The sequence below is a fragment of the Paenibacillus sp. FSL H7-0940 genome (assembly GCF_037979415.1).
GTDB lineage: Bacteria > Bacillota > Bacilli > Paenibacillales > Paenibacillaceae > Paenibacillus > Paenibacillus amylolyticus.
This window is the reverse complement of sequence record NZ_CP150280.1, coordinates 808214-833457: the sequence shown is the minus strand read 5'-3', so window position 1 is coordinate 833457 and position 25244 is coordinate 808214. Positions and strand designations below refer to the sequence as shown.

Sequence of the window (25244 nt, the reverse complement as noted above, 5' to 3'; positions counted from 1 at the left end):
ATTAATTAAGTTCTAAAATACCAATAAACATAGGCCACCCATAATACATGCCACGCCTATCCAGCGTAAAGGGCCCACGGTCTCTTTAAATATCAGCCGAGCTATGATAAGAGTCCACACATATGTTAATGCGTTTGCAGGCAACACTACGGTTAATGGAAGAAACTTCAGCAATACAATATTCAGCAACGCGCCCGTTCCGTAGAATCCAAGTCCCATGAGTACATGCAGACGATTGCGACTGGAAGCATAAGCTTTCAGTCCGGCCCCACCCAGTGCACCACACAACGTCATGACAATTAATACGGCAACCATCCAGCTATCGATCAACACTGGTTAGTGTCACCCCGATTCCAAGCAACACAACTGCTGCCAGCTTCTGCATCGTAATTTCTTCCCCAAGCAAAAAATACCCATAAATTAAGGCAAATACATAGCTGGCACACATCAGAGGATAAGCAACTGAGAGTTTTTCCAGAGCAAAAGCTTTAATCATCAAAATCGCTCCAAGTCCATAACACAGAAAACCTACACCCAGGTAAATCCACTCGGTTAGTCCCCATTTCCAGAACAATTGACCCGTTGCTGTCAGAAAAGCGGAAACGAGCATTAACCATTTACCAGTATGACGCGATTTTATTTCCCCCACGTTAATGCCTCCATGTCCGGAACACGCTTGTTAATAAAGTATCGTTGACTCACAAGTTGCATGACGGGAAGGTCGGATAAGGAGTCAGAGTAGGAACATGACTGGTCATAATCAATGACCATATTCTTTTCACTCAGATAAGCCTGAATTCGGCGTACCTTCTCTTCCCCTTTGCAATTGCTGCCATCAACTCTGCATGTGTAACCATTCTCATGACGGACAAGTTCAGTTCCAATTACATGATCCACCCAGGGAAAATTATTAAAGTATTTCATATAGGCATGCGGAGATGCAGTTACCAGCAAGACATGATACCCTGCTTCTTTGCGATGTTGCATCTCTACACTGGCCTCGGCAAAAATGGACGTACGCAAGCGAGTATCAAAGAAATATTCGAGATCTTTTTCAGACATACGCTCAATTTCTTGAAAGTAGGATCGTTTGACTTGTTCAACCGTCATGAAGCCTGCCTTGAATAACACGGTATGTAATGCAATGACAGGTAATCTCCATACCTGCCACGGGTAACGGCGAACACCGTAATGCACAAATTGAAACATGGAATCACTGCGTATGATCGTTTTATCAATATCAAAAATTGCGACTTTCGTGCTTTTCACCCTGATCCCCCTCAGCCTTTATTCAAAGATTGCAAAGATTGTAACAACACTTATCACATACAACATAACCGTAATTAATATAGGCTTGTCCTCAAACAGCACACGATCGGGCGAACCTCCCTGGTTCTTCATGTGGATCAGATACAGGTAACGGAACATGCCGTAAATGACCAATGGAATCGTCCACATGAGATGAATGGTTCGATCTGAAGTGAATGTGAACAGGGAATAACTGATAATCGTAGCTGTCGTCACAATTGTATTGAATTGATCCAGTAATGTAATGGAGTAGTTATCCAAAACCTTACGATGTGATCCCGTATTTCCCTCAAGCAACGTGAGTTCATTTCTGCGTTTTCCAATGGCCAAAAACAACGACAACAGCATGGTACAGATCAAAAACCACGGCGTGAATGGCACATGGATCAGCACACCACCTGCAATGGCACGAAGTACAAAGCCGGCTGCAATGGTCATCATATCCAGGATAACGAGATGTTTCAGCACAAATGAATACGATACATTCAACAGGAAATAGACGATACATAACACCCCGAATAGAGGGTTCATCATGAAGGCCGTTCCTACGGAAAGGATTAATAGAATAATGCCAAACAACAAAGCATGACTCGGATTCACCTGCCCAGAAGCCATAGGACGATACCTTTTCACCGGATGCTGTCGATCCCTGTCCCGGTCTACAAAGTCATTTAAAATATACACACAGCCTGCAACAAGGCTAAATAGAATAAAACCAAGCAACGTCGCAAGAATGGTTTCAGTCCGAATCTCCTCAAAAGAAAATAGTAACGCAGCAAATAACAGCAGATTTTTAGTCCACTGTTTGGGTCTTAACAATCTGATTAATCCTGACACTGTACTGCCTGTTCCTGTAGCCGGTGAGGACACCGTACTTGTTCGTGATGATAACAATTGTAATAACTCCCTTCAACAACAACTTCTGTATATAAGAAATAACGTAAAGATCTAATCATATGTTGCTTGTATAATTTTGTAAAGGGAGTAAATGAAAAAATTCTAATATGGGCATAAAAAAAGAGACCGTTTCCGGTCTCTTCGTTAGTACATGATTTAACTATTGGGTGATGCGATTAAAATTCAAATTGTACGTCGCTCAGACGACGTTTGATCTCAGCAATAACACGTTTCTCTTCCTCTTCACCCTTCGCTTCAAAGGTTACGGAGAAACGAACAAAGTTACCGGCATCATCCCAAGGTACGGATGAGATCAGTTTCTCACGGATCAGGAATTGGGAGAAATCTTCGCCGGATTCAAAGCGACGTCCGCCAACCACACCTTTTGGTGCTTCTACATACAGGAAGAATGAACCTTTAGGTTTTTCAGCCTGGAAGCCCAGTTCGTTCAGTACGGCAACGAGCATGTCGTGACGACGGGAATATTTCTCTGCAATTTTTTCCGTGATCTCAGGGTGATTCAATCCATAAGCAGCAGCCTTTTGAATCGCGATAAACTGACCGGAGTCATTGTTGTCCTTCACGTCACTGAATGCTTTGACTACAAGCGGGTTACCCGCTACGAATCCGATTCTCCAACCCGTCATGTTGTAGGACTTGGATAGAGAGTGCAGCTCTACGCCAACATCCTTCGCACCAGGTACCGACAAGAAGCTGAACGGTTTTTTGCCATCATACGTCAATGCTGCATATGGAGCATCATGTACAACCACAACATTGTATTTCTTAGCCCATTCCACAACTTCAGTGAAGAACTCCACCGTCGCGCTTGCGCCTGTTGGGTTGTTCGGATAGTTCAGGTAGAGCAACTTCGCACGTTTTGCGATGTCTTCCGGGATAGCCGTCAGATCAGGCAAGAAGTTGTTCTCTTTCGTCAATTGGATGTTGAACACTTCTCCACCCAGATACTTCGTATGTGTACCCATAACCGGGTAACCTGGAACGGTCATGATTGTCACATCACCCGGATTGATGAAGCATGAAGGCATCATAGCCAAAGCCGGTTTGGAACCAATGGAGTGTACGATCTCAGTATCTGCATCGATACCTTCTACGTTGAATACGTTTTTCAGGTAAGAAGCAGCAGCAGCCTTGAATTCAGGAATACCATTATCGGCATAACCACGGTTCTCAGGTCTGGAAGCTTCTTCTGCAAGTGCAGCTACAATGCCTGCATCCGCCATTTCGTCCGGTTCACCTACACCAAGGTCGATCAGTTCCACATCGGGAAAATCTTTTTTGGCCGAAGCTTTGGCACGTTTGATTTTCTCGAATTTATAAATGTTCGTGTCTTTACCATAGTTGGAGCCACCGATACGGTCGGCAAAATTAGTCTGAATGTAAGTTTCTTGATATTTATCGATACTCATAACGTTGTTCATCTCCTCATTTGACGCAAATTTCTACACTTTAATATGAAGCATTTGCGTGATCAAAGCCATGGACAAAGTATCCGAACATTTGTACTTTCTTGGAACTGTTAACGACTGCGCAGCGAGGCAAGCACGTCTTCCATATCTTGCGGAATCGGAGCTGAAAATTCAAGGTATTCTCCCGTTGTTGGATGCACAAATCCAAGAATAGCCGCATGAAGAGCCTGTCCTTGCATTTTGATGCCTTTATTCCGTCCATAAGTTGGATCTCCTACAAGCGGGTGACCGATAAATTTCATGTGAACCCGAATCTGGTGAGTACGTCCTGTCTCCAGTTTCAATTCCAGCAAGGTGTAATCATTAATTCGCTCTGTAACGGTAAAATGAGTAACGGCATGTTTACTGTTACGTTCTGTGACCGTATACATTTTGCGGTCATTGGTATCTCGTCCAATTGGTGCATCAATGGTCCCTTGATCATGATTAAGATGACCATGAACAAGCGCAATATACCGTCTATTCACCGTATGTTCCTTCAACTGAGCAGCCAGTGATGCATGAGCACGATCGTTCTTGGCAGCCATGATCAGGCCGGATGTATCCTTATCGATACGGTGCACAATACCCGGGCGCAACTCTCCATTAATACCCGAGAGGTCTTTGCAGTGATGCATAAGTGCATTAACGAGGGTACCCGACGTATGTCCTGGTGCCGGATGCACCACAAGACCACGCTGTTTGTTAATCACGATCAGGTCGCTGTCTTCATATACCACTTCCAGCGGAATATCTTCGGCAACGATCTCAACGGCAGCCGGTTCAGGAATCTGTAGTTCAATCAGATCACCTTCGGATAACTTGGCATTGGCTTTGACAACAGCACCATTTACAGTAACCATCCCGTCTCCGATCCACAATTGAACTTGGGAGCGAGATACGTTATCCACGGCTTCCGTAATATATTTGTCAATTCGTTCTTTTTTATGTTCAGCGGCAACGGTCCATTCCATACGTTCATTGCCATTCATTAGTTCTTCGTCGTTAATCTGTTCCTTATTCGGATTACTCATGATGTTCATTCCCTTCAATCTTCGCGGCTGCTTTTTCGCGCCGTCCTTCAAGCAATGTCTCCACTATGATCAACCCTACACCGATGCAGATTGCCGAATCGGCGATGTTAAAAATGGGAAACGTATAACTTCCAAAATTAAGTTGTACAAAATCTACAACTTCTCCGGTCAATGCCCGGTCAAGGAAGTTGCCAATTGCTCCACCAAGCACCAAACTAAGCGCCACAGGCAGCAATTTGTGCGGGGTATCTTTTACCTTTTGCAAATACCAAATCAAGGCAACGACCACAATCAACGTAACCACAATAAAGAACCAACGCTGGTCTTGCAGAATGCCAAATGCTGCTCCTGAGTTACGATGTGATGTGATGACAAAGAAATTGCCGATGACCGGAATTTCTTCTCTGAGTTCCATCCGGGTTGCAATCAGATACTTGGTTCCCTGATCCAATAAAAATACGATAAAAGCAAGGATATAATACACCACGTTTGTTTGTCACTCCGTTCTTGTCTTTTCCAAACGATACCAGGCTTACGCCAGACTTGTTTATTGTAGCACAGCTGTTTGGAAATCGTCCACGACGCGCTACATCGCAATGCTTATGGCAAAAACGATAACATTTCCCTTCTGTAATCTTGCCCTCAATGGCACATCCTACAATAGAGTCAAAATCCGGATTCCAGCATGAAAGCAGAAAGGGGAAAATCATGTCACATTTTACTAACGAACAACTGCAATTTTTACGTTCCCAACTGATGTCCGATAAACGCGATATTGAACATAGACTGTCGGAAACCGAGCATTATGGCCTTGGAGACTCCCTTAAACTACAGACAGGTGAATTATCACCAATTGATAACCATCCTGGCGACATAGCTACGGAGGTGTATGAACGCGAGAAAGATATTTCCCTGCTGGAACATGATGAATTCCAATTGGAACGAATCGATTCTGCACTGCACTCCATCGAAGAAGGACATTACGGTACATGTGCGGTCTGCCAGCAACCCATCCCTTATGAACGCATGGAAGCTGTTCCCTACACCAAATACTGCAAAAAACATCAACCGGAAACCGTTGTCTCTGAGAACCGTCCTGTAGAGGAAGAATTCCTCGCCCCGGCATTTGGTCGAACCAGTCTGGACGAGCGTGATGATCAAAATGGCTTCGATGGTGAAGACACTTGGCAGATTGTTGAAAGCTGGGGCACATCGAACTCACCAGCCATGGCTGAAGGACGCGATATCGACAGCTATGATGTTATGGCGATTGAAGCCACCGATGAAGTGGAAGGCTGCGTTGAAGCGTACGAAAGCTTTGTTGCCACGGACATCTATGGTCATGACGTCTCCATCGTGCGCAATCGGCAATATCGCCAGTACCTGGAGAACCGTGAGGGCGAGGGTCTGTTAGAACCGGATATGGAGACGGATGACATTTACTAAAAGCACTTTGATATCCTTCACCTTTAATCACTGCTCATCGCTTAGTATGTGTTCATATCAAGCTGGCGCTGGACAATGCGTACAATATCAGCGATGTAATCTCCAACAATGGGAAGATTGAGCGCCCCAAGTAGCTGCAAAACGTAAATAATTGTTGCTGCGAAAAAGGTAAACCCAATCGCAATCCCCACACCTCGTGCGGCTCCAGACAACAGGTTCAATCCGATCAATTTCCATGGTCTGTTCAGCAATTCTGTGTATTGCGCTATTCGTGAACGTTCCAGTTCATTCGCCAGACGGTTCGTCAGGGTATGTAACTCTTCAATTTTGTCATGGGAATTGAGATTATCTGATGTTGATTGTTGTGAAGTGGATGCGGTTTGCTTGTCATGTTCGCTCATGTTTTGGTCAGTTCCTTTGATCAATATAGATTGACTGCACTATAGAATCATTGCCTTATTGCCTAAAAAACAAACGAGCCCAGATACAGGGAATATGTCCCTGCCTCTGCGGCTCGTTTATTTATATCCTATATTCTGTCCTTGTTGAATATTACATAATCCAAATTATGCTTCGATGTATATACCGATCGATTTGCCTCCGGCTTCAACACGTTCCATGGCCTCATTCGAGCCAAATGTAACTTCGGTTACGAGAACATTTTCACGCAACACATCATCAAACGCCTGAATAGCTTCCTGAAGGGATGCATCCACATCCAGTGTCAAACGTACTCTTTTCTCAATTGGGAGGTCCAGTCGTTTCCGGGTATCCTGCACAGCACGAACCACTTCACGAACCCAGCCTTCCTGTTCCAATGCTGGCGTGATTTCGGTATTGAGCGCAACCGTCAGACCGTAACCTGATGCTGAAGCAAAGCCTGATTTGGCCTGTTTATCAACCAATAATTCTTCGCTCGTCACTTGCAGCTCTTCACCTTCCGGTGAAACGATGTTCAGTACACCTTCCGAAACCACTTTACGCGTCTCATCGGCTGACATTCCTTTGAAGAAGTTCTGCAGGAACCCTACGTTTTTACCGTATTTTTTACCTGCGACCTTCAGGTTCAGCTTCAATGTAAAGTCAACGAATTCCGCATCATTATGCTCCGTACGGATTCCTTTTACATTGATCTCTTCTTTGATGATCTCTTCGTAACTTGCCAGGTCAAACCCTTTATCCAAAGAAACGATTAATTCGGACAGTGGCTGACGTGTCTTGATGCCTGTTTCGTTACGAACGTTACGGGCAAGTTCAACCACGCGGCGAGCCGTCTCCATATCCTGTTCCAGTCCTGCATCAATCAGCGCTTCATTAGCTACTGGATAGTCTTCCATGTGCACACTCTCACCTGTTGCAAGGTTCAGATAGATATCTTCTGCAAGCATCGGTGTAAACGGAGCAACCAGTTTCGCAGTAGTCACCAACACCTCAGTCAATGTACGGTAAGCATCCAATTTATCCTCTGTCAGGCCACTTCCCCAGAAACGGTCACGGGAACGACGGATATACCAGTTACTCAACTCATCAACAAATGCTTCAATCGCTTTGGAAGAGTTCAGATAATCGTTAACCAGCAACGCTTTTTCTACAACCAGGATCAGGCTGTTCAGTCTCGACAGAATCCAGCGATCCAGCTTGTGTGCGGACAGTTGGAACGGGTGCTCCTGTGGATCAAATCCATCAATGGTAGCATAAAGCGTCAGAAATGCATGGGTGTTAACCAGCGTATCCACCATTTTGGATTTGGCTTCCCCTACGATACCTTTGGAGAAACGTTTGCTGTTCCACGGTGCACTGTCAGACAACAAAGCCCAGCGGAATGCATCTGTACCGTATTCTTCAATTACTTCCCAAGGATCGATAACGTTACCTTTGGATTTGGACATCTTCTGTCCGTTCTCGTCAAGAACGTGTCCTGTAGCCATAACCGCTTTGTAAGGCGCTTTGCCTGTCAAAAGGGTGGAAACCGCCAGCAAGCTGTAGAACCAGCCACGTGTCTGGTCAATCCCTTCACAGATCATATCCGCAGGGTACTGCTGTTCGAATACTTCTTTATTTTCAAATGGATAGTGCTGCTGGGCAAACGGCATGGAGCCGCTGTCGAACCAGACATCGATCACTTCCGGTGTACGTTTCATCTCATATTTGCCACAAGAGCTCATGACTTTAACGTCATCCACATATGGTTTATGCAATTCAAGATTCTCTGGCACATCACCTACCGCACGAGCACGCAATTCTGCAATGCTGTGTGGTGCAAATTGTTCGCCAGTCTCCTCACACACCCAGATGTTCAGCGGAGTTCCCCAATAACGATCACGGCTGATATTCCAATCCACCAGATCCTCAAGGAATTTCCCGAAGCGACCTTCACGAACGTGACCGGGGTACCAATCCACTTCACTGTTGTTGGCAATCAATTGGTCCTTGATGGCTGTTGTTTGGATAAACCAACTGTCCATTGCATAGTACAGAAGCGGTGTATCACAACGCCAGCAGAACGGATAGCTGTGCTCATATTTTTCTTTGCTGAACAAACGTCCATGCTCAGACAGATATCTTACGATATCAATATCACAATCCTTCACGAAACGTCCGGCAAAGTCAGTAACCTCAGCGACAAATTTACCTTCCAAGTCCACCATGTTCACAAAGCTGATCCCATTCTCACGGCATACACGGTAGTCATCTTCACCATGGGCAGGAGCCATGTGTACGATACCCGTACCACTTGCATCCGTTACAAAGCTTGCACCCAGAATGATGTTGGCTTTCTCAGCCTGTACGTAGTTGAACGGAGGATCATACGTTTTGCCAACGAGGTCGGCACCTTTCAGTGCACCGATGATCTCATACTCACCCTTGGTATCTTTCATCACTTTTTCAACCAGGTTGGTTGCCATGATGTACACTTCATCACCTTGACGAACACGGGAGTAGTCCATATCCGGATTCACGGCAAGTGCAACGTGCGAAGGCAATGTCCAAGGTGTTGTCGTCCAAGCCAGTACAAATTCTCCGCTGTCATTCAGTTTGAATTTCGCTGTAGCACTCAGATCTTTAACGTCTTTGTACCCTTGTGCAACTTCATGGGAGCTCAGTGTTGTCTGGCAAGATGGGCAATACGGGCTCACACGATGACCACGATACAACAGGCCTTTTTCGTGGATCGTCGCCAGGATGTTCCATACACTCTCGATGTAGTTGTTATCAAGGGTGATATACGGGTTATTCATATCCGTCCAATATCCGATGCCTTCTGTCAAATCACGCCATTGTTGCTCGTACTCGAATACGCTCGCTTTACATTCGTTAATGAATTTCTCCACGCCATAATCTTCGATTTCCCACTTGTGGGAGATACCAAGCTTTTTCTGTACACCCAGTTCTACAGGCAGACCATGTGTATCCCAACCCGCTTTACGAACGACACGGTAACCTTTCATCGTGTTATACCGTCCAACAAAATCCTTGATTACCCGTCCCAGTACGTGACCGATATGCGGTTTTCCGTTCGCTGTAGGCGGCCCTTCATAAAATACGAAGTTTGGTTTTCCCTCCCGGTTTTCGATGGATCTTTTGAATGTATTCTCCGTTTTCCATTTATCTAACACGCGTAATTCTCTGGCACGTGCCTTCTCTTTGACGTCAACTCGTTGCATGATGATTATCTTCCCTTTCTTTGGTTGGATTGTGGACCGTCCACAAAAGCGTTTCAATCCCCCTAAATCCCCCTTGCCAAGGGGGACCCCATAGGCGCTCCGCCCTCTGGACACCCGGGATGGGTTGTCGTTGGGGGATCGGTGGCGCTTATGGGCGAAGGTTAATGTGCGTGATGGCGGCCATTTTGCGGCTGTTCCCTGCGTGAACGCCGCATGGCCTTACCGCGAGGCGGGTGTTGCCGGGTGCTTCGCTCCCCCGGCAGGTGGCTCTCTCCTTGAGGTCCTTTCGGGCCTCATGGACGTTCGCCTTTTTTGGACACAAAAAAGCCCCGTCCCTGGAAAGGGACGAGGCTATACTCGCGTTACCACCCTAATTCTGTTCATCACAAACCACATCCAGGCAAGCCTGGGTATGCTCTGTCATCAACAGCGCTTATGCCCCGCTATACTACCGCAGGGTGCCGTTATAACGTACGGCTTACGGTTCGGCTTACACTCGGCAATCAAGATCACCGCTTCAGCGTCACTTCTCCGGGGAGATATTCGGCTATAACTCATCCATTGGTTTGCACCAACCACCAACTCTCTGAGGGATGAGATCATAACGTACTGAACCCGTCATGGAATCACTATTCATTATGAATATAGTTATAGCCTCTTTGCAGACAAAAGTCAACCAGGCGACAGACTAATAAATTTCTTTCATCTCCCGCTCACGGTCACGCACTTCCTGCTCCCGGCTCTCCAGCACTTCCCAACCATCCTGAGTCAACAGTTCAAGCTGCGCTTCAACAAGCGTGCGGAAACGGGCACGGTAAATCGAGGCCTGCTTTTTCAGTTCTTCCACTTCCAAAGCAATTTTGCGAGATTTGCCCAACGATTCGTTCACGATCCGGTCTGCATTTTTCTCTGCTTCCTTCACGATCAACTGCGCTTCTTTCTTCGCATTACCCTTCACATCATCAGCAGCTTCCTGCGCAATGATGATCGTTTTGCTAAGCGTCTCTTCAATTGTAGAAAAATGATCCAGTTTCTCCTGAACGGACAGCAACTGATTGCTCAGCTCTTTGTTCTCGCGAATGACGCCTTCGTAATCTTTGATGACTTGATCCAGGAATTCATTGACTTCATCCTCGTCATACCCGCGCAAACGTCGGGAAAATTCCTTGTTGTGTATGTCCAGCGGCGTTAATGGCATGCTGTCCACCTCCTGTTAAAGTTCCTTCCCGTCCAGAGAAGGTTTGCAGCATATGGGTACCACCCAAGGGGCCGTATCGTTGATGCCTAACCTTGGCAACGTATACGGAATGCAGGATCAGAATTGCATCCTCCAACGTTCATGTAAAGCTTTGACTTAATGTTTATCGGATACACCGCGTATTTTCTACACCTTTATGATAAACATTTCGACAAGAAAGCGGATTTTCCTGCAACAGACTCAGGCAAATTTGCCGATTTTCACTCGGCAACGCCCTTTTTTGGTCATCCCATCCTGTTCCATAACCTTGAAGCGGCCAAATCCCTGAATGGATACGACATCACCCGCTTTTAGCGACTTGGAGGGATCTTCCTCAACTTTCCAGTTCACACGGCAGCGACCAGCTTTGATCGGAGCCAGCACTTTACTGCGACTAAGCCGATACACATCTGCGCAGATTCCATCCAAACGAAGCGAAGCGACCGTAATGTCCATCGTCTCCAGTTTACTCTCTGACCATCGCATCTGATCCAAAGGAAGTAACTCTGTGAACACATGTAACCGATGCACCTGATTCAGTTGAAGCGATAAAAAAGCGCCGGTTTCCGCCGCCACCACTGTATGGCAACCGTCCTCCAGCACTTGGATATCCCCGATCTTTCCACGTTTCATCCCAAGCCCGAGCAGGGAACCCATATAGTCCCCATGCTCCAGCTCCGAGATTTTCTGATCATCAGACGTAATACTGAGCACCTGCATACCCATATCCTCATCATCCAGATACATATAATCAGGTGCAACCAGCGCACGCTTGCGTTCAGCAGCCTCGTAACCACCATCCAGACGAATCTGAACGTCGTTACGGCGATTGGCAAGAGTCTGTAAGATAAAAACCTGTCTTGGATCAAGAAAGTCAGTTAGCTTCATGTCATGATACTTGCCTGCCTGCTCAACCCAATCCGAAGCTTTATCTACAAAATCTCGCTCATCATGGCTAAAATGTTCGTAAATTTCACCGCTCATCTATGTCACCCTACCCTAATAGTCCGTGTTCAAAAAGACCGGTTTTCAGTACCGAGAAGATGGGATAAAGCTAGAAATGGAGTAGCGGAGCGTAGAAAAAACTACGTGAGCAACTACAATGTTTCCGAAGGAAACATACTTCGTAAGCCTCCCGCTTATTTCGGCTGAATTCCATATTCGATGCTGACGATGCCACTAGGCATCCTTCGTAATCAAAAGCGGACTTTTTGAACAACCTCTAATATGCAAAATACCGAAGTATGGAGATCAGCCCATTAAGCGCAAGTTGCAGAACGATCAGCGCCACAATCGGGGAAATATCCAGCACACCGAACAAAGGCGGTATAAATCGGCGAAACGGTCTTAGATATGGTTCCACTAATTTGCCCAGCCATTCACCGATGAAGCTTTCCCGCGCATTGGGAAGCCAAGACATCAATATGTAGACAATGACCATGTAAAAGTAAATCTGGTATAACGTGTACAACACGCTTTCAATCTGATACAAAAGTGGCTCACCTCATTCTGTTATAATCTTGCTCGCTGTCAGCCAGTATTTCCGTAATTGATCCCTGAATTTCAACCGTATCTGGCGTACAGAGAAAAATGTTTCCGCCGATTTTGGAAATACCGCCACCCAATGCATATACCGTGCCACTCAAAAAATCAATAACGCGCAGCGCTTGGTCCTGGCGAATTCGTTGCAGATTCACCACAACGGTACGATGCGAACGCAGATGGTCGGCAATTTCCTGAGCCTCGTCATAAGAACGCGGTTCATACAGGACAACTTTAACATTTTTCTGGGAATGAATGCTCACCACATTATTCCCCCTTTGGTTTCTACGTTTATCGAGACTGGAGGTTTCAGCTTCCTGATGTTCAGCCTCATTTTCCTCCTGCGCAGCCATTCGTTCACGTTCCACAATCTCTTCCTCTTCCTGAAGTCCGAGGAAATTCATAAATTTATTCATTACGCCCATCGTGAACCCTCCTCTTTTCCTACGAGAATCGATCCTAGCCGTACCCAGGTTGCACCTTCTTCAATGGCCACTTCAAAATCATTGGACATCCCCATCGACAGCTCAGTCAATGGCTCTGCTGTAAGGGCTTGTCCATTCAATTGATCTCTCAGCTCACGCAATCCACGAAATACGGGACGCGTCAGCTCCGGATCTTCCTCATGAGGTGCCATAGTCATTAGGCCAACGACCTTGAGATTGTTGAACGAACGAATATCACGCAAAAAAGAACTTGCCTGTTCAGGCTGTAATCCATACTTGCTCTCTTCACCCGAAATATTCACCTGCAAAAACGTTTCCACTTGGATGCCAAGTGAAGCTGCTTTTTTATCCAACTCCTTCGCCAATGACAAACGATCCAGTGAATGTATGTAACGAAACTTGCCAATCACGTCTTTCACCTTGTTTGTCTGCAAATGACCGATAAAGTGCCAGGTACCCTGCTGACCAAAAGCTTCCCATTTGGCCTGTGCATCCTGCCACCGGTTTTCTCCAATATGCTCAAGACCATAATCCAGCACCGATCCCGTTGTTTCAAGTGAGACATATTTCGTGACCGCAATCACATTCACATCATCACGATGACGGTTACTGCGCCGACATGCATCCTCGATCTTCTGATTTACCTGTTGTATACGCTCCTCCAATGACACAGAGGGTCACCTCTCTTCCAGCCCAATCCAACTCGCCATCCGCCCTGTAACACCATTTTCCTTCCGATAGGAGAAAAATAGTTCGGGATGACAACTTGTACACCATGTTGTACATTCGATATGATCCGGCATTATTCCTGCTTTCATCATAATGTGTCGATTACATTCTTTCAAGTTTAACATCGTTTTACCGTTATTCACGGCTCGATATGCTTGTTTAGAAGCAGAATCCTCGTATTTATCATTAACCGGGGAATCATCAAACCAAACCCGTACATGCTGCATGACCGCCTCATCCACTTCATAACAGCAATCCCCAATCGACGGACCGATTGCAGCTCGAATGTCCTGCCTACGGCTGCCATACTCCCGTTCCATCGTCTCCACCATGGATACAGCGATACCCGCGACTGTACCTTTCCAGCCGGCATGAGCAAGACCTACCGCCTGTTGCACAGGGTCATAGAAATAAAGCGGAACACAGTCTGCGTAGAAAGAAGTCAACAGCACACCAGGCGCATTCGTGACCAAGCCATCCGTATCCTGCAACGCAGATTGACGATCAAGTAGTCCTCTGCTCCGATCTTCAGCGGTAATTACAGCCACATGTTTGCCATGCACCTGCTCTCCACAGGTCCATGCTTCTGTTGCAAAGCCAAGCTTCTCGGTTACAAGCCTGCGGTTGTTAAGTACAACTTCAGGGTCATCCCCCACATGATAAGCACAATTGAGCGTAGCATACGGAACTTTTCCAACTCCACCATGCCTCGTCGTAAACCCGACTGACAACTGTTCAAATTGCTGTGTCCAGGGCTCAACATATAATAATAACGGATCAGGACCGAAATATGAATTTGGTTTTTTGGTCCGTTCAAGTAATTCTTTATCCAATACAAAGGGTTCCATTATCTCACCTCACCACTTCCAGTGTACCAAATGAGCCACATTCTGTCTCATTTATATCGTTCGACGCTGATTACGTTCCGACCGTTCAATGCGTTCCACTCGCTCTGTGCGGTTATGCTGCTGTTCATCATACAGGCGCGCTTCGCGATCACGCTCGTCATACGTATTTTCCTTCACCTCATCCATCTTCACCAGTATCACATCTGAACCAATCTTCACAATGTTTCTCCAGGGAATCACCAGATCCGTTCCCCCGCCAAAAAGACCCATAAAACGGCTGTACCCTGGCACAACAATCGCTTCAATTCGTCCCTGCTTCAGATCCAACTCCAAATCACTGATCTGACCGAGGCGTTTACCATCCGTAATGTTAATGACATCCTTTGTCTGAAAGTCCGAGATTTTCATGCCTCGTGCCGCTACTTCGCTCGTATTTACTTTCATTCATTCCCGCCCCCTGTTATTCCTCTTCTGCCCGTTCTTCACGCTTCTATACAATATATGTTTCAGGGGCGAAAAATGTCCTGTTTTTCATCGAATGTGGAAACGGTCCAAAACAAAAAGACGACCAACGGTATACACTGCCCCGATTGATCGTCCTTCTGCCTTTGCATCGTGTTATGACTTTACATGTTTTTGCATCTGCTGTATCGCTGATTTCTCCAGACGTGATACCTGAGCCTGGGAAATGCCAATTTCATCAGCCACTTCCATCTGGGTTTTCCCTTCGAAAAACCGCATCGACAGAATCATTTTTTCCCGCTGACCAAGACGATGCATCGCTTCACGAAGTGCAATTTCCTCGATCCATGACACATCCTTGTTTCTGTCATCGCTGATCTGATCCATAACATAGATCGGATCTCCACCATCATGATAAATCGGTTCGAAGAGCGAGACCGGGTCCTGAATGGCGTCCAATGCAAAAACAACATCTTCCTTCGGCACATTCAGTACTTCCGCAATTTCAAATATCGTCGGTTCCCGGGAATTTTTATTCGTCAGGCTGTCACGGACCTGAAGTGCTTTGTAAGCAATGTCCCTCAAGGAGCGAGATACCCGAATTGGGTTATTATCACGCAGGTATCGACGGATTTCACCGATAATCATCGGCACCGCGTAGGTTGAAAATTTGACATTCTGGGATAAATCAAAATTATCAATGGCTTTCATCAGGCCGATGCAACCAACCTGGAACAGATCATCGACAAACTCCCCCCGATTGTTAAAACGCTGAATGACACTGAGTACCAGACGCAGGTTGCCATTCACTAATTTCTCTCTTGCTGAGCGATCATGGTGTTGCTGAAGGGAATGAAACAATTCCCTCATTTCAGTGTTGGTGAGGACAGGCAATTTTGCGGTGTCCACGCCACAAATCTCGACTTTGTTTCGGGTCATCGTGATTTACCTCCCAAGGAGAAACATTAATGTACATTATCTCCGGGGCAGGCTTTTTTATTCGTACTTGGAACCCTTGCCAGTAATACCCATTCTGACCAAAGATGTATTTCAGACCATTTTATTGAACTCCTTGCGGAGTCTTTTAATGATTCTTTTTTCGAGTCGAGAGATGTAGGATTGGGAGATTCCGAGAAGATCGGCTACATCTTTTTGTGTCTTTTCTTCCCCATCCGTCAGGCCAAAACGAAGCTCCATAATCATTCGCTCGCGCTCCGTTAATTTTTCCAGTGCCTTGTGCAAAAGTTTCCGGTCTACCTGCTCTTCAATATTCCGATAGATTGTATCGTTTTCTGTACCCAATACATCGGATAATAATAGTTCATTTCCATCCCAATCAATGTTGAGCGGTTCATCAAAAGAAACTTCAGTTCGGATCTTACTATTACGTCTCAGGTACATCAAAATTTCATTTTCGATACAACGTGATGCATAGGTTGCCAGTTTGATTTTCTTTTCCGGGTCAAATGTATTAACTGCCTTGATCAATCCGATGGCTCCAATGGAGACCAAATCCTCAATATTGATTCCTGTGTTTTCAAATTTTCGTGCAATGTACACCACCAGACGCAGGTTGCGCTCAATAAGCATCGCGCGAATGGCCGAGTCTCCCGAGGATAATTTTTGCAGCAAAAATTCTTCCTCTTCCCTTGTCAAAGGCGGCGGAAGTGCCTCACTTCCCCCAATATAATAGATCTCTTCACTTTTGAGCCCCAACAAAAATAACAGACGGTAATATTGCAGCTGCGCCACCAGTTTCCATTTCACAAGCATGTACGTTCCTCCTATACCACATTCAGCGGCTTTTCTGTTGCTCCCGCAGAGAGAGCCGTAGACTGCGCAGAAGCAGCGTCTTGCACAAGTTCAGGATGAATCACGGCCTGGTATTTCCCATCCGACGACAAAACACCTCCATCCAGCCCAATAAGTACCCTTGTCGTCTCATAACATGTTTCCTCCATCGTCACCTTCACCCGGTCCGGCTTCATTGCCAGCATAAACGCAGTCCCTTTGTTAATGCCCCGATAAGGCACCAGCCGCAGTCGATCCTGCCACTGAAAACTTTCCTGATCAAGCTCCAGAATAAGGTTGTCCGGCGCCTCGTCCTTGAGTCTACCCTTCCATGAAGCGGGTAACATGTCTTGCCATAACGAAACCTCCATCACCATGACCGGCATGCGCGATAAGGGATCTGTAAGTTGATTGCCCGTATCCAGAAGGCCTGTACAAGAAATGACTACCTCATCGATGCAGACCTCAACTTTACCCAAATAGGTCGTCATGCGATCCGTTTTCCGTTTGGAACTCTGCACAGCTTTGAATAAAAACAGGACAGCAAAAAATACGAAAAACGTGAACCAGAAAGCAATTTTCAGATCAAATGACATACCGCCAGAAGCCGTGAACCAAATGCCGTTAAACAACTCACCGGAGCTCTGAAGCATGTAATGCACACCCAGAATACCTCCGGCAGCGACAAAATTAATCACATAGAAGGTACCGAGCGTCCTCGCAAAAGCCTGCAGACCTTTAAAACCAAAAGCAATCGTAAGCATGACCAGCGAGAACCCGAACTTGATCAAAAAGGTGAACATAAAATCAAACTCCGGTACAAACATCATGACCACGTATAATGCACCCACAATGGCTGACAGCAACCATCGCCACCAAACCAGCTTTGTCTTGCGCATCCAGGCGGTCATTCCGATGAGTGCACCGTCAATACACAGGTTTGTCAAAAAAATTAGATCCACATAAACAACCAAAGTCTTCACCTGCCTGCGCGCAACATATCGAAATACCGGTACCCGATATCCTGATATTCATGAGCATATTCACAAGTATACGGAGCCCCCTGTTCAAAGTCTGTCTAATCATGGGGGTGTGGTTCCAACTTTTTTTGTCGGAATTGCTCAGGCCCTTTGTTCAGAATTTGTTCATTGCTGTATGCTATGATATCTAAATAAACAGAAAAAACCCGGTCGCTCCATAAGGAGTACCGGGTTTCCAATAAATTGATTTGCGTATTAATCGTTGTTATTATTGCGTGAACGATTGCGTAAAAATGTCGGAATGTCCAGCTGATCATTGCTCGGCTGATTTCCGAAAGGACGCAGGTTCGGCGAACGTGTATCCGTCGTCTCCGCTGTTGCTGGAGCTGGCTTACGTCCTGGTGGTGGTGGAGCAGGTTTATCTTCAAAACCGGTTGCAATAACCGTAACCTTAATCTCCTCTTTCAGGTCTTCGTCAATGATGGCACCAAAGATCATGTTTACTTCCGGGTCGGAAGCAGAAGTTACGATCTCTGCCGCTTCGTTCACTTCATACAGGGACAGATTAACGCCACCCGTAATGTTCATGATTACGCCGCGAGCACCTTCAATAGAAGTTTCAAGCAAAGGACTCATAATGGCTTTCCGTGCTGCTTCTGCGGCACGATTCTCACCAGTTGATTCACCAATTCCCATAAGGGCTGAACCACGTTCGTGCATAATCGTTTTGACGTCAGCAAAGTCAAGGTTGATCAGACCCGGTACAGCGATCAAATCAGAGATACCTTGTACTGCTTGACGAAGTACGTTATCCGCTTGACGGAATGCTTCAAGCATAGGAGTCTTTTTGTCCACGATTTCGAGCAAACGATCATTAGGAATCACGATCAGTGTGTCGACTTTTTCCTTGAGAGCTTCAATACCTTGCTCTGCATGGCTGGAACGCTTGCGTCCTTCAAAAGTAAATGGACGAGTTACGACACCAACGGTAAGTGCACCACACTCTTTAGCGATTTCGGCAATAACCGGAGCCGCACCTGTACCTGTACCACCGCCCATACCGGCTGTAACAAATACCATGTCTGCACCTTTCAACGTGTTCATGATCAGATCGCGGGACTCTTCCGCTGCTTTTTTACCTACATCCGGGTTGGCGCCAGCACCAAGACCACGAGTCAATTTATCACCGATTTGCAATTTATGCTCGGATTTCGCCAGGTGTAACGCCTGAGCATCCGTATTTACCGTAATAAATTCAACACCTTGTACACCATTTTCAATCATACGGTTGACTGCATTGCTTCCGCCGCCGCCTACACCGATGACTTTAATTTGAGCCAAGCTCTCCATCTCGAAATCAAATTCCAACATATTATTCCATCTCCCCCTCAATGTGCATGGATGGCCCGTCCAATTTTTGATTTGAACCGAATCAATTTCATATATCGACGAACGAAAGCGTTTATTTTAGTACCGGCGCATTCAGACGGCTTCAAGAATGTATGAAATGGATCCAACCTGTTATATAAATTCGCTGAACATATTCTTCAGCCGCTCGAACAGACCGGGTTTTTGCTCCGATTCCTGTGCCGTATTTGGCTTCGGACGGTTGGTCGGTTTCTTGTTGTTATTATTGTTGTTGTTATTTCCACCGCCGTTATTGATCGAGGGACGAATGCGCAAACTGCGAATTACACTGTGCAATATGCCGACTCCGCTTGTAAACCCGGGGTCACGCACACCAATATAATCCGGAACTGCAACTCGTACCGAAGCAGCAAGCTCATGCTGAGCGACCTGCAGAACCCCCGGCATAGAGACCGTACCTCCCGTTAGTATATAACCTCCAGGAAGCTCGTTGTAACCAAGACGCTTCACTTCTTGGGATATCATCTGGAATATTTCTTGAACCCTAGGTTCAATAATTGCTGCCAGATCCTCCTGTGAAAACTCCTTGTCTACATTACTGCCAATTCGGGTGACTTTGAACATCACATCCGCAGCAGCATCATCCAACCAGGCGCAGCCATATTTCAGTTTCACCTTCTCCGCCTGATCCGTTAACGTGCGTAAGCCATAGGCGATATCATTTGTTACGAATTCCCCACCTATAGGCAACGTTGATGTTGCAACAAGACTGTCTTCTTCAAAAATGGCGATGGTTGTTGCACCTGCTCCAATATCAACAAGCACTGAACCCATCGTTTTTTCATCTTTGGACAAAGCCAGTTGACCCGCTCCAAGCGACATGAGAACCAGATCGCTTACTTTCAGACCCGCTTTTTCCACGCAGCGCAAAAGATTATGTATCGCGGTTTTTGCACCCGTAATGATCGTTGCTTCAACTTCCAGACGAACACCAATCATACCACGGGGGTCCTGTATGCCCTCCAAGCCATCTACAACATATTGCTTGGCGACAACATCAATAATTTCCCGTTCCGGCGGAACTGCAATGACTTCGGCTGCTTTCAACACCCGTTCCATGTCTTCTTCTCCGATTTCACGATCCTCGTTAGACACAGCCACGACGCCGTGACTGCTCATCAGTCCGATATGATTTCCCGAGATTCCAACATACACTTCGGATATTTGAATACCTACCATACGTTCTGCATGATCCACTGCGTTGCGAATCGACTGCACCGTCTGATCGATATCTACGATTACACCTTTGCGAATTCCCTCCGAGTCGGCAGATCCAACTCCTATAATATTAAAGGTTCCATTATTCATTTCCCCAATAATAGCGCGAATTTTGGATGTACCGATGTCCAAACTAACAATGATGTCATTGTTGCTCAAGTCTGTGGCACCTCCTGACTCCAATAGTAAATTACGTTCGAATTTAAACACTCTTAAAACATATTCAACACACTTCAGGCTTTCCCTCTTTTTTCTACAATGTTTTTGGGTGTCAAAATCTGGTTGCCAGACATAAAACATTGAAGAAAAAAGAAGGAGGCAACTCATGTGCCATAAGTTCAAGTGTATCATTTTTTCTTCATCTCAGAAAGAACAAGTTTCATTGCTCTGACGGGGTCAAACCCCGACCTGCCTAGGCTTTCATATTCAGTCCAGCCTCATGATGGCAAAGATCAGGGGCTTGCTCCTGGTTCAGCATCATCTTCCAAGTCATCCGGGATGAAAGGGACATAGGTATCTGCCTCAAGCATGGTGATTTTCCCAGGCCGTTCGGTCTCAATCACCTGATTCAGATACTCCACTTTATCCGATAAAAGAGAGACGGTTGTAATCACTTCAAACTGCGATTTGGTATACATCCGAATCTGATCCGGAAATGAAGGCGTTGGATTCGGAATAATTTCCGAAATATCCGTCGTCAATTCATTCGGAATTTTAGCCAGTGTCTGGCTCAGCTTGGCTTTAAGTGGATCATCAGCCTTCCATTGGGTCAATATGGGCTTCTCCACAGCAACACCAATTGTTGCCGGAACTGTCAAGCTTGTCCCACTGGCTAATATCGCTTTTAGCGTACCGTCAGAACCAAGCTCATAAGCAACCGTGGCATATTCCTGAACCTTGATATGGATAATCCCCGGAAACTTTTTGTCCACGGTAACGGTGGAAATCGCCTTGATGGTCTTGAGACGCTCAATAACCTCGGCAGTACTTGTCCCAAAAAATTGTTCGCCTTCTTTCAGTCCGCTTTTCTCCAGCAGTTCTGAAGTTGCTGTATATACATTACCCGTAATTTCAATTGCCGAAATCCGACTCATGGAAGAACGAAAGAATAATACAGCCAGCAATACAATAAATAATAATAAGAGAATAATTACAATTTTGCGGCTTGTGTTTCCTTTTGGCCGATTCTTCTTCAGAACCGGAATTTGACTTTTAGGCATAAGTAGCGCTCCACAAAGCCTCAGGTCCCCTCCCTTCAAGAAGGGGACGCCAAGGACGTTAATTGGCAAAATCCAACTGTTTCGAAACGGGCGACTGTCGCTCAACCGATGCTCCAAGACTTTGGAATAACTTCTCGATCTGATCGTAGCCCCGGTCAATATGATGCACTTGCTCCACAACCGTTTTGCCTTGAGCAGCCAGACCAGCAATGACCAGAGCTGCACCTGCACGAAGATCGGTTGCTTCTACTGTAGCCCCGTACAGACGGGGAACACCACGGATAAATGCTGCGTTTAGATCGACTGAAATATCAGCCCCCATCACATTCAGTTCATCCACATGTTTGAACCGGCCCTCGAATACCGTTTCCTTCATCACACTGAATCCGTCTGCCAGACTGAGCAGCACCATGATTTGCGATTGCAAATCTGTCGGAAACGAAGGATACGGAGAAGTCACAATACGGTCTACTGATTTGGGACGGCTCATACAGCTCACCGTCATTATATCATTGCAGACTGTGATTTGAACACCAGTGCGCTTCAATACATGTATAAGTGAAGTAAGATGAGCAGGATTGCAGTGTGTAAGCGTAACATTGCCTCGTGTTGCTGCTGCTGCAATCATTACGGTTCCGGCAACGATTCGATCCGGTATAATCTCATAGGAACAAGGTTTCAGTCTCTCAACGCCATTGATCGTGATTGTATCCGTTCCTGCACCAATAATGCTTGCACCCATAGCATTCAAAAAGTGTTGCAGGTCCTGGATTTCAGGTTCTCTTGCGGCGTTGCAGATGGTTGTCGTCCCTTTAGCCATAACGGCTGCCATCATGATATTCTCCGTCGCTCCCACACTCGGGAAATCCAAATGAATATCTGTACCCACCAGATTGTGCCCATGACAGATAATCTGTTGGTCCTGCTCTTCAATCAAAGCTCCGAGCGCTTCCAGGCCCCGGAGGTGAAGATCAATTTTGCGTTCTCCAATGGCACAGCCTCCTGGCTGATACACTGACACTTGCCCAAACTTAGCCAGCAATGGTCCCATCAAAAAAATGGAAGAGCGCATCTGCTTCATTAGATCTTCTGGCACATCATATGACCGGATAGACGAGGTATTAATCGTCACTGTTCCCTGTTCATGCCGACACGTGCATCCAAGCCGTTCCAGGATATACAGCATCACTTCAATGTCCAGCAAGTGTGGAACGTTATGCAGTGTAACTTCTCCATCTGCCAACAAACTTGCGGCCATAATCGGTAAAGCGGCATTTTTTGCTCCATGGATGCGTATGGATCCTGAGAGGGGTTTCCCGCCTTCAATCACCAATTTGTCCAATGTATCACCTCCGGGGTTTACCGCTCACCCACTACGAAGACTTCCGGTACCAGGTTAATACCGTTTTGAGATGATATAGTGCTCTGTATCTGCTGCATTAGGGTGATAACGTCCTCTGCTGTTGCTTGGCCTGTATTAACAATGAAATTGGCATGCATGGTGGATACCTGTGCGCCTCCCTGGGTCATTCCTTTCAGCCCTGCTGCTTCAATCAGGCGGGCCGCATGATCACCCGGTGGATTTCGGAATACACTACCTGCACATGCCATCTGCAGTGGCTGTGTGCGGCGCCGGCGATCTTTGTAAGCCGCCATCGTTTCCGAAATGACGTTGCGCTCTACATGCTGGAGTTCGAATGCAGCTTCCAGCACGATGCCTCTCCGGTCATGCAGAACAGAGTGGCGGTAGGCAAAATCCATGTCCTCCTTGCTGTAACGTACCAATTCCCCTGTCTCCAGTACAATCTCAGCGAATTTGAATATCCGTGACACATCCGATCCATGTGCGCCTGCATTCATGTATACGGCTCCACCGACAGTGCCGGGGATACCGCTGCCGAATTCCAGACCGGTCCATTCCTTTTTGGCAGCAACCACACTGAGTTTAACAAAAGAATGCGCCGCTCCGGCGGTTACACCGCCTTCGTGAAATTCGGCATAATCAAAGCCCTCGCCTGGTTTCACCACAACACCACGTATTCCTTTGTCTGACACCAGCATGTTTGAGCCCCGTCCAAGTTGCATCCACGGAATCTGAAATGTGTGAAGCAATTGAACGAGATTCATCATCTGCTCTTTATTCTCCGGAATGACCAGTGCATCCGCAGGACCGCCGATCTTCCATGTGGTGTATTTGGCTAGCGATTCGTTTTCAAGAACTCTGCCAACATTATTCTGGGATAGTAACGATATCCACTGATGCATGTTTGCTTCCTCCTTTGCTTCAAAACCGATGAGCACGGTATGTTCTGTTGTTACAGACCGTGTTCTGGCGCCATGGAACGATGGTCACGATTTATACGGTATCTTATGTCAGCCCCGTCTTGTGTGTGACAATCGCCCACAATCACACTTTATCGGCGTGCAGCAAGACGCTGAATTTCATGAACAAGCACTTCAGCTGCATCGGGTTTCCCCAGTTTCCGGGAGGCTTCAGCCATTCGTTTGCGTCCCGATTCATCATTCATAATCTTGGCGATGGCTTCATACAGGACTTTGCCTGTAAGATCCTTCTCCAGCATCGTGAGTGATGCGCCTCCACCTTCAAGCGTGCGTGCATTGGCTTCCTGATGATTATTAGTCACGTTAGGTGACGGAATCAGGATCGAAGGAATACCCAGTGACGTAATCTCCGCAAGGAATGATGCACCTGCGCGGTTTACAATCAAGGATGTGCAGGCAAGCACCTCAGGCATATTATGCACGTAAGGCAGGACATGCAGGTGGTTTGGCATCGTACCCAATGAGCTGCGAATGGCTTCACGCGTTTCATCAAAATAGGTATCCCCTGTCACGTAAACTACATGTACATCGTCCAGTTGTTCCAGCATTGGAGCCATGTCCACCATGGCCAGATTGATTGCTTTTGCCCCGCGACTGCCACCAACCACAAGAACAACACGGCTGTTCATCGGTACACCTAACGTTGCAAAACCACGATCACGGCTAGCCTGGGCTACCGTAGTCGCTCGCGGATTACCGGTGTAAATCACCTTTTTTGCGCCGGAAAACGATTTTTCAGAACCTTCAAAGCTAACGGCAACCGTGTCCACATAACGCATCAAAAATTTGTTCGTCAGACCAGGGATGGCGTTCTGTTCATGAATTATACTCGGAATTCCCAGTTTTGTTGCTGCATATACCACAGGTCCACACACATATCCACCTGTACCAATCACAACATCCGGTTTGAATTCCTTCAGCATTTTTTTGGACTTGCGTACACCTTGAATGAAACGCATGACCGTTTTTAGGTTATCGATGGACAATTTCCGCCGAAAGCCCGTAATATCAATGGATTTAAAAGGAATATTTTCTTGGGGAACCAGTTTACTTTCCAGACCTCTGGTTCCTCCGATGTATAGAAATGTCGAGTCCGGATTCTCCGCCTCGCATTGTCTTGCTATGGCAACGGCCGGATAGATATGTCCACCCGTACCGCCACCGCTTAGAACGACTCGCAT

26 protein-coding genes and 1 other annotated feature are annotated in these 25244 nt (G+C 46.4%); of the genes, 1 reads left to right on the top strand and 25 read right to left on the bottom strand.

Annotation, left to right across the window (positions count from 1 at the left end; genetic code table 11):
* Positions 1-12: 12 nt before the first annotated feature.
* From MHB71_RS03500 to lspA, 7 genes are all read right to left on the bottom strand, one after another.
* Positions 13-333: an EamA family transporter gene (locus MHB71_RS03500; protein WP_235431595.1), complete on the bottom strand. Its 321-nt coding sequence runs from the start codon at positions 331-333 to the stop codon at positions 13-15.
* Complete coding sequence (locus MHB71_RS03495) at positions 320-649, bottom strand: EamA family transporter (RefSeq protein WP_036614823.1); 330 nt, start codon at positions 647-649, stop codon at positions 320-322. Before MHB71_RS03495 ends, MHB71_RS03500 begins: the two co-directional genes overlap by 14 nt.
* The gene (locus MHB71_RS03490) at positions 637-1269 is read right to left on the bottom strand and encodes an HAD-IB family hydrolase (RefSeq protein ID WP_340028847.1); all 633 of its coding nucleotides are present in this window, start codon (positions 1267-1269) and stop codon (positions 637-639) included. Before MHB71_RS03490 ends, MHB71_RS03495 begins: the two co-directional genes overlap by 13 nt.
* A gap of 18 nt (positions 1270-1287) precedes the next feature.
* Positions 1288-2178: a decaprenyl-phosphate phosphoribosyltransferase gene (locus tag MHB71_RS03485; RefSeq protein WP_253509231.1), complete on the bottom strand. Its 891-nt coding sequence runs from the start codon at positions 2176-2178 to the stop codon at positions 1288-1290.
* A 203-nt stretch (positions 2179-2381) separates the two neighbouring features.
* Positions 2382-3635: an LL-diaminopimelate aminotransferase gene (locus tag MHB71_RS03480; protein WP_340028846.1), complete on the bottom strand. Its 1254-nt coding sequence runs from the start codon at positions 3633-3635 to the stop codon at positions 2382-2384.
* 110 nt (positions 3636-3745) lie between these two features.
* On the bottom strand, positions 3746-4717 hold the full coding sequence (locus tag MHB71_RS03475; RefSeq protein WP_100527068.1) for an RluA family pseudouridine synthase: 972 nt from the start codon (positions 4715-4717) through the stop codon (positions 3746-3748).
* On the bottom strand, positions 4701-5195 hold the full coding sequence (gene lspA / locus MHB71_RS03470) for a signal peptidase II (protein ID WP_017687321.1): 495 nt from the start codon (positions 5193-5195) through the stop codon (positions 4701-4703). Before lspA ends, MHB71_RS03475 begins: the two co-directional genes overlap by 17 nt.
* A gap of 221 nt (positions 5196-5416) precedes the next feature.
* On the opposite strand from lspA, the gene MHB71_RS03465 reads away from it, so the two are divergent.
* On the top strand, positions 5417-6154 hold the full coding sequence (locus MHB71_RS03465; RefSeq protein WP_340028845.1) for a TraR/DksA C4-type zinc finger protein: 738 nt from the start codon (positions 5417-5419) through the stop codon (positions 6152-6154).
* 41 nt (positions 6155-6195) lie between these two features.
* Here MHB71_RS03465 and MHB71_RS03460 read toward each other — a convergent pair whose 3' ends face one another.
* From MHB71_RS03460 to murG, 18 genes are all read right to left on the bottom strand, one after another.
* Positions 6196-6555: a DUF5665 domain-containing protein gene (locus MHB71_RS03460; protein WP_017687319.1), complete on the bottom strand. Its 360-nt coding sequence runs from the start codon at positions 6553-6555 to the stop codon at positions 6196-6198.
* Between the two features lie 165 nt (positions 6556-6720).
* Positions 6721-9819, bottom strand: a complete 3099-nt coding sequence (gene ileS, locus MHB71_RS03455; protein ID WP_340028844.1) for an isoleucine--tRNA ligase — start codon at positions 9817-9819, stop codon at positions 6721-6723.
* A 338-nt stretch (positions 9820-10157) separates the two neighbouring features.
* Positions 10158-10450 (bottom strand) — a binding site (T-box leader).
* A 57-nt stretch (positions 10451-10507) separates the two neighbouring features.
* A complete protein-coding gene (locus MHB71_RS03450; protein ID WP_017687316.1) occupies positions 10508-11017 on the bottom strand; it encodes a DivIVA domain-containing protein in 510 nt (169 codons plus the stop codon).
* 240 nt (positions 11018-11257) lie between these two features.
* On the bottom strand, positions 11258-12040 hold the full coding sequence (locus MHB71_RS03445; protein ID WP_036614847.1) for a YlmH/Sll1252 family protein: 783 nt from the start codon (positions 12038-12040) through the stop codon (positions 11258-11260).
* A 238-nt stretch (positions 12041-12278) separates the two neighbouring features.
* Positions 12279-12548, bottom strand: a complete 270-nt coding sequence (locus MHB71_RS03440) for a YggT family protein (RefSeq protein ID WP_036674839.1) — start codon at positions 12546-12548, stop codon at positions 12279-12281.
* Positions 12549-12555: 7 nt separating this feature from the next.
* Positions 12556-13023 (bottom strand): cell division protein SepF, encoded by a 468-nt coding sequence (locus MHB71_RS03435; RefSeq protein WP_036614853.1) that lies wholly within the window; start codon positions 13021-13023, stop codon positions 12556-12558.
* Entirely contained in the window at positions 13014-13715 is a 702-nt protein-coding gene (locus tag MHB71_RS03430; protein ID WP_340028843.1) for a YggS family pyridoxal phosphate-dependent enzyme, read from the bottom strand. Before MHB71_RS03430 ends, MHB71_RS03435 begins: the two co-directional genes overlap by 10 nt.
* A 6-nt stretch (positions 13716-13721) precedes the next feature.
* The gene (gene pgeF, locus MHB71_RS03425; protein WP_340028842.1) at positions 13722-14621 is read right to left on the bottom strand and encodes a peptidoglycan editing factor PgeF; all 900 of its coding nucleotides are present in this window, start codon (positions 14619-14621) and stop codon (positions 13722-13724) included.
* 51 nt (positions 14622-14672) lie between these two features.
* Positions 14673-15065, bottom strand: coding sequence for a YlmC/YmxH family sporulation protein (locus tag MHB71_RS03420; protein ID WP_017687310.1), 393 nt, complete (start codon positions 15063-15065; stop codon positions 14673-14675).
* A gap of 174 nt (positions 15066-15239) precedes the next feature.
* Positions 15240-16022: an RNA polymerase sporulation sigma factor SigG gene (sigG, locus tag MHB71_RS03415; protein WP_017687309.1), complete on the bottom strand. Its 783-nt coding sequence runs from the start codon at positions 16020-16022 to the stop codon at positions 15240-15242.
* A 111-nt stretch (positions 16023-16133) separates the two neighbouring features.
* The gene (gene sigE, locus MHB71_RS03410) at positions 16134-16856 is read right to left on the bottom strand and encodes an RNA polymerase sporulation sigma factor SigE (protein WP_017687308.1); all 723 of its coding nucleotides are present in this window, start codon (positions 16854-16856) and stop codon (positions 16134-16136) included.
* Positions 16857-16867: 11 nt separating this feature from the next.
* Positions 16868-17848: a sigma-E processing peptidase SpoIIGA gene (gene spoIIGA / locus MHB71_RS03405; RefSeq protein WP_076328086.1), complete on the bottom strand. Its 981-nt coding sequence runs from the start codon at positions 17846-17848 to the stop codon at positions 16868-16870.
* Between the two features lie 261 nt (positions 17849-18109).
* Complete coding sequence (gene ftsZ / locus MHB71_RS03400) at positions 18110-19225, bottom strand: cell division protein FtsZ (RefSeq protein WP_017687306.1); 1116 nt, start codon at positions 19223-19225, stop codon at positions 18110-18112.
* Between the two features lie 150 nt (positions 19226-19375).
* Positions 19376-20659, bottom strand: a complete 1284-nt coding sequence (gene ftsA / locus MHB71_RS03395) for a cell division protein FtsA (RefSeq protein WP_036614863.1) — start codon at positions 20657-20659, stop codon at positions 19376-19378.
* 293 nt (positions 20660-20952) lie between these two features.
* Positions 20953-21720: an FtsQ-type POTRA domain-containing protein gene (locus MHB71_RS03390; protein ID WP_340028841.1), complete on the bottom strand. Its 768-nt coding sequence runs from the start codon at positions 21718-21720 to the stop codon at positions 20953-20955.
* Between the two features lie 58 nt (positions 21721-21778).
* Positions 21779-23062, bottom strand: a complete 1284-nt coding sequence (gene murA / locus MHB71_RS03385) for a UDP-N-acetylglucosamine 1-carboxyvinyltransferase (RefSeq protein WP_100527062.1) — start codon at positions 23060-23062, stop codon at positions 21779-21781.
* A gap of 17 nt (positions 23063-23079) precedes the next feature.
* The gene (gene murB, locus MHB71_RS03380) at positions 23080-23985 is read right to left on the bottom strand and encodes a UDP-N-acetylmuramate dehydrogenase (RefSeq protein ID WP_340028840.1); all 906 of its coding nucleotides are present in this window, start codon (positions 23983-23985) and stop codon (positions 23080-23082) included.
* A 149-nt stretch (positions 23986-24134) separates the two neighbouring features.
* Positions 24135-25244 carry an undecaprenyldiphospho-muramoylpentapeptide beta-N-acetylglucosaminyltransferase gene (murG, locus tag MHB71_RS03375; RefSeq protein ID WP_340028839.1) on the bottom strand — a complete coding sequence of 370 codons (1110 nt, stop codon included), beginning with the start codon at positions 25242-25244 and terminating at the stop codon, positions 24135-24137.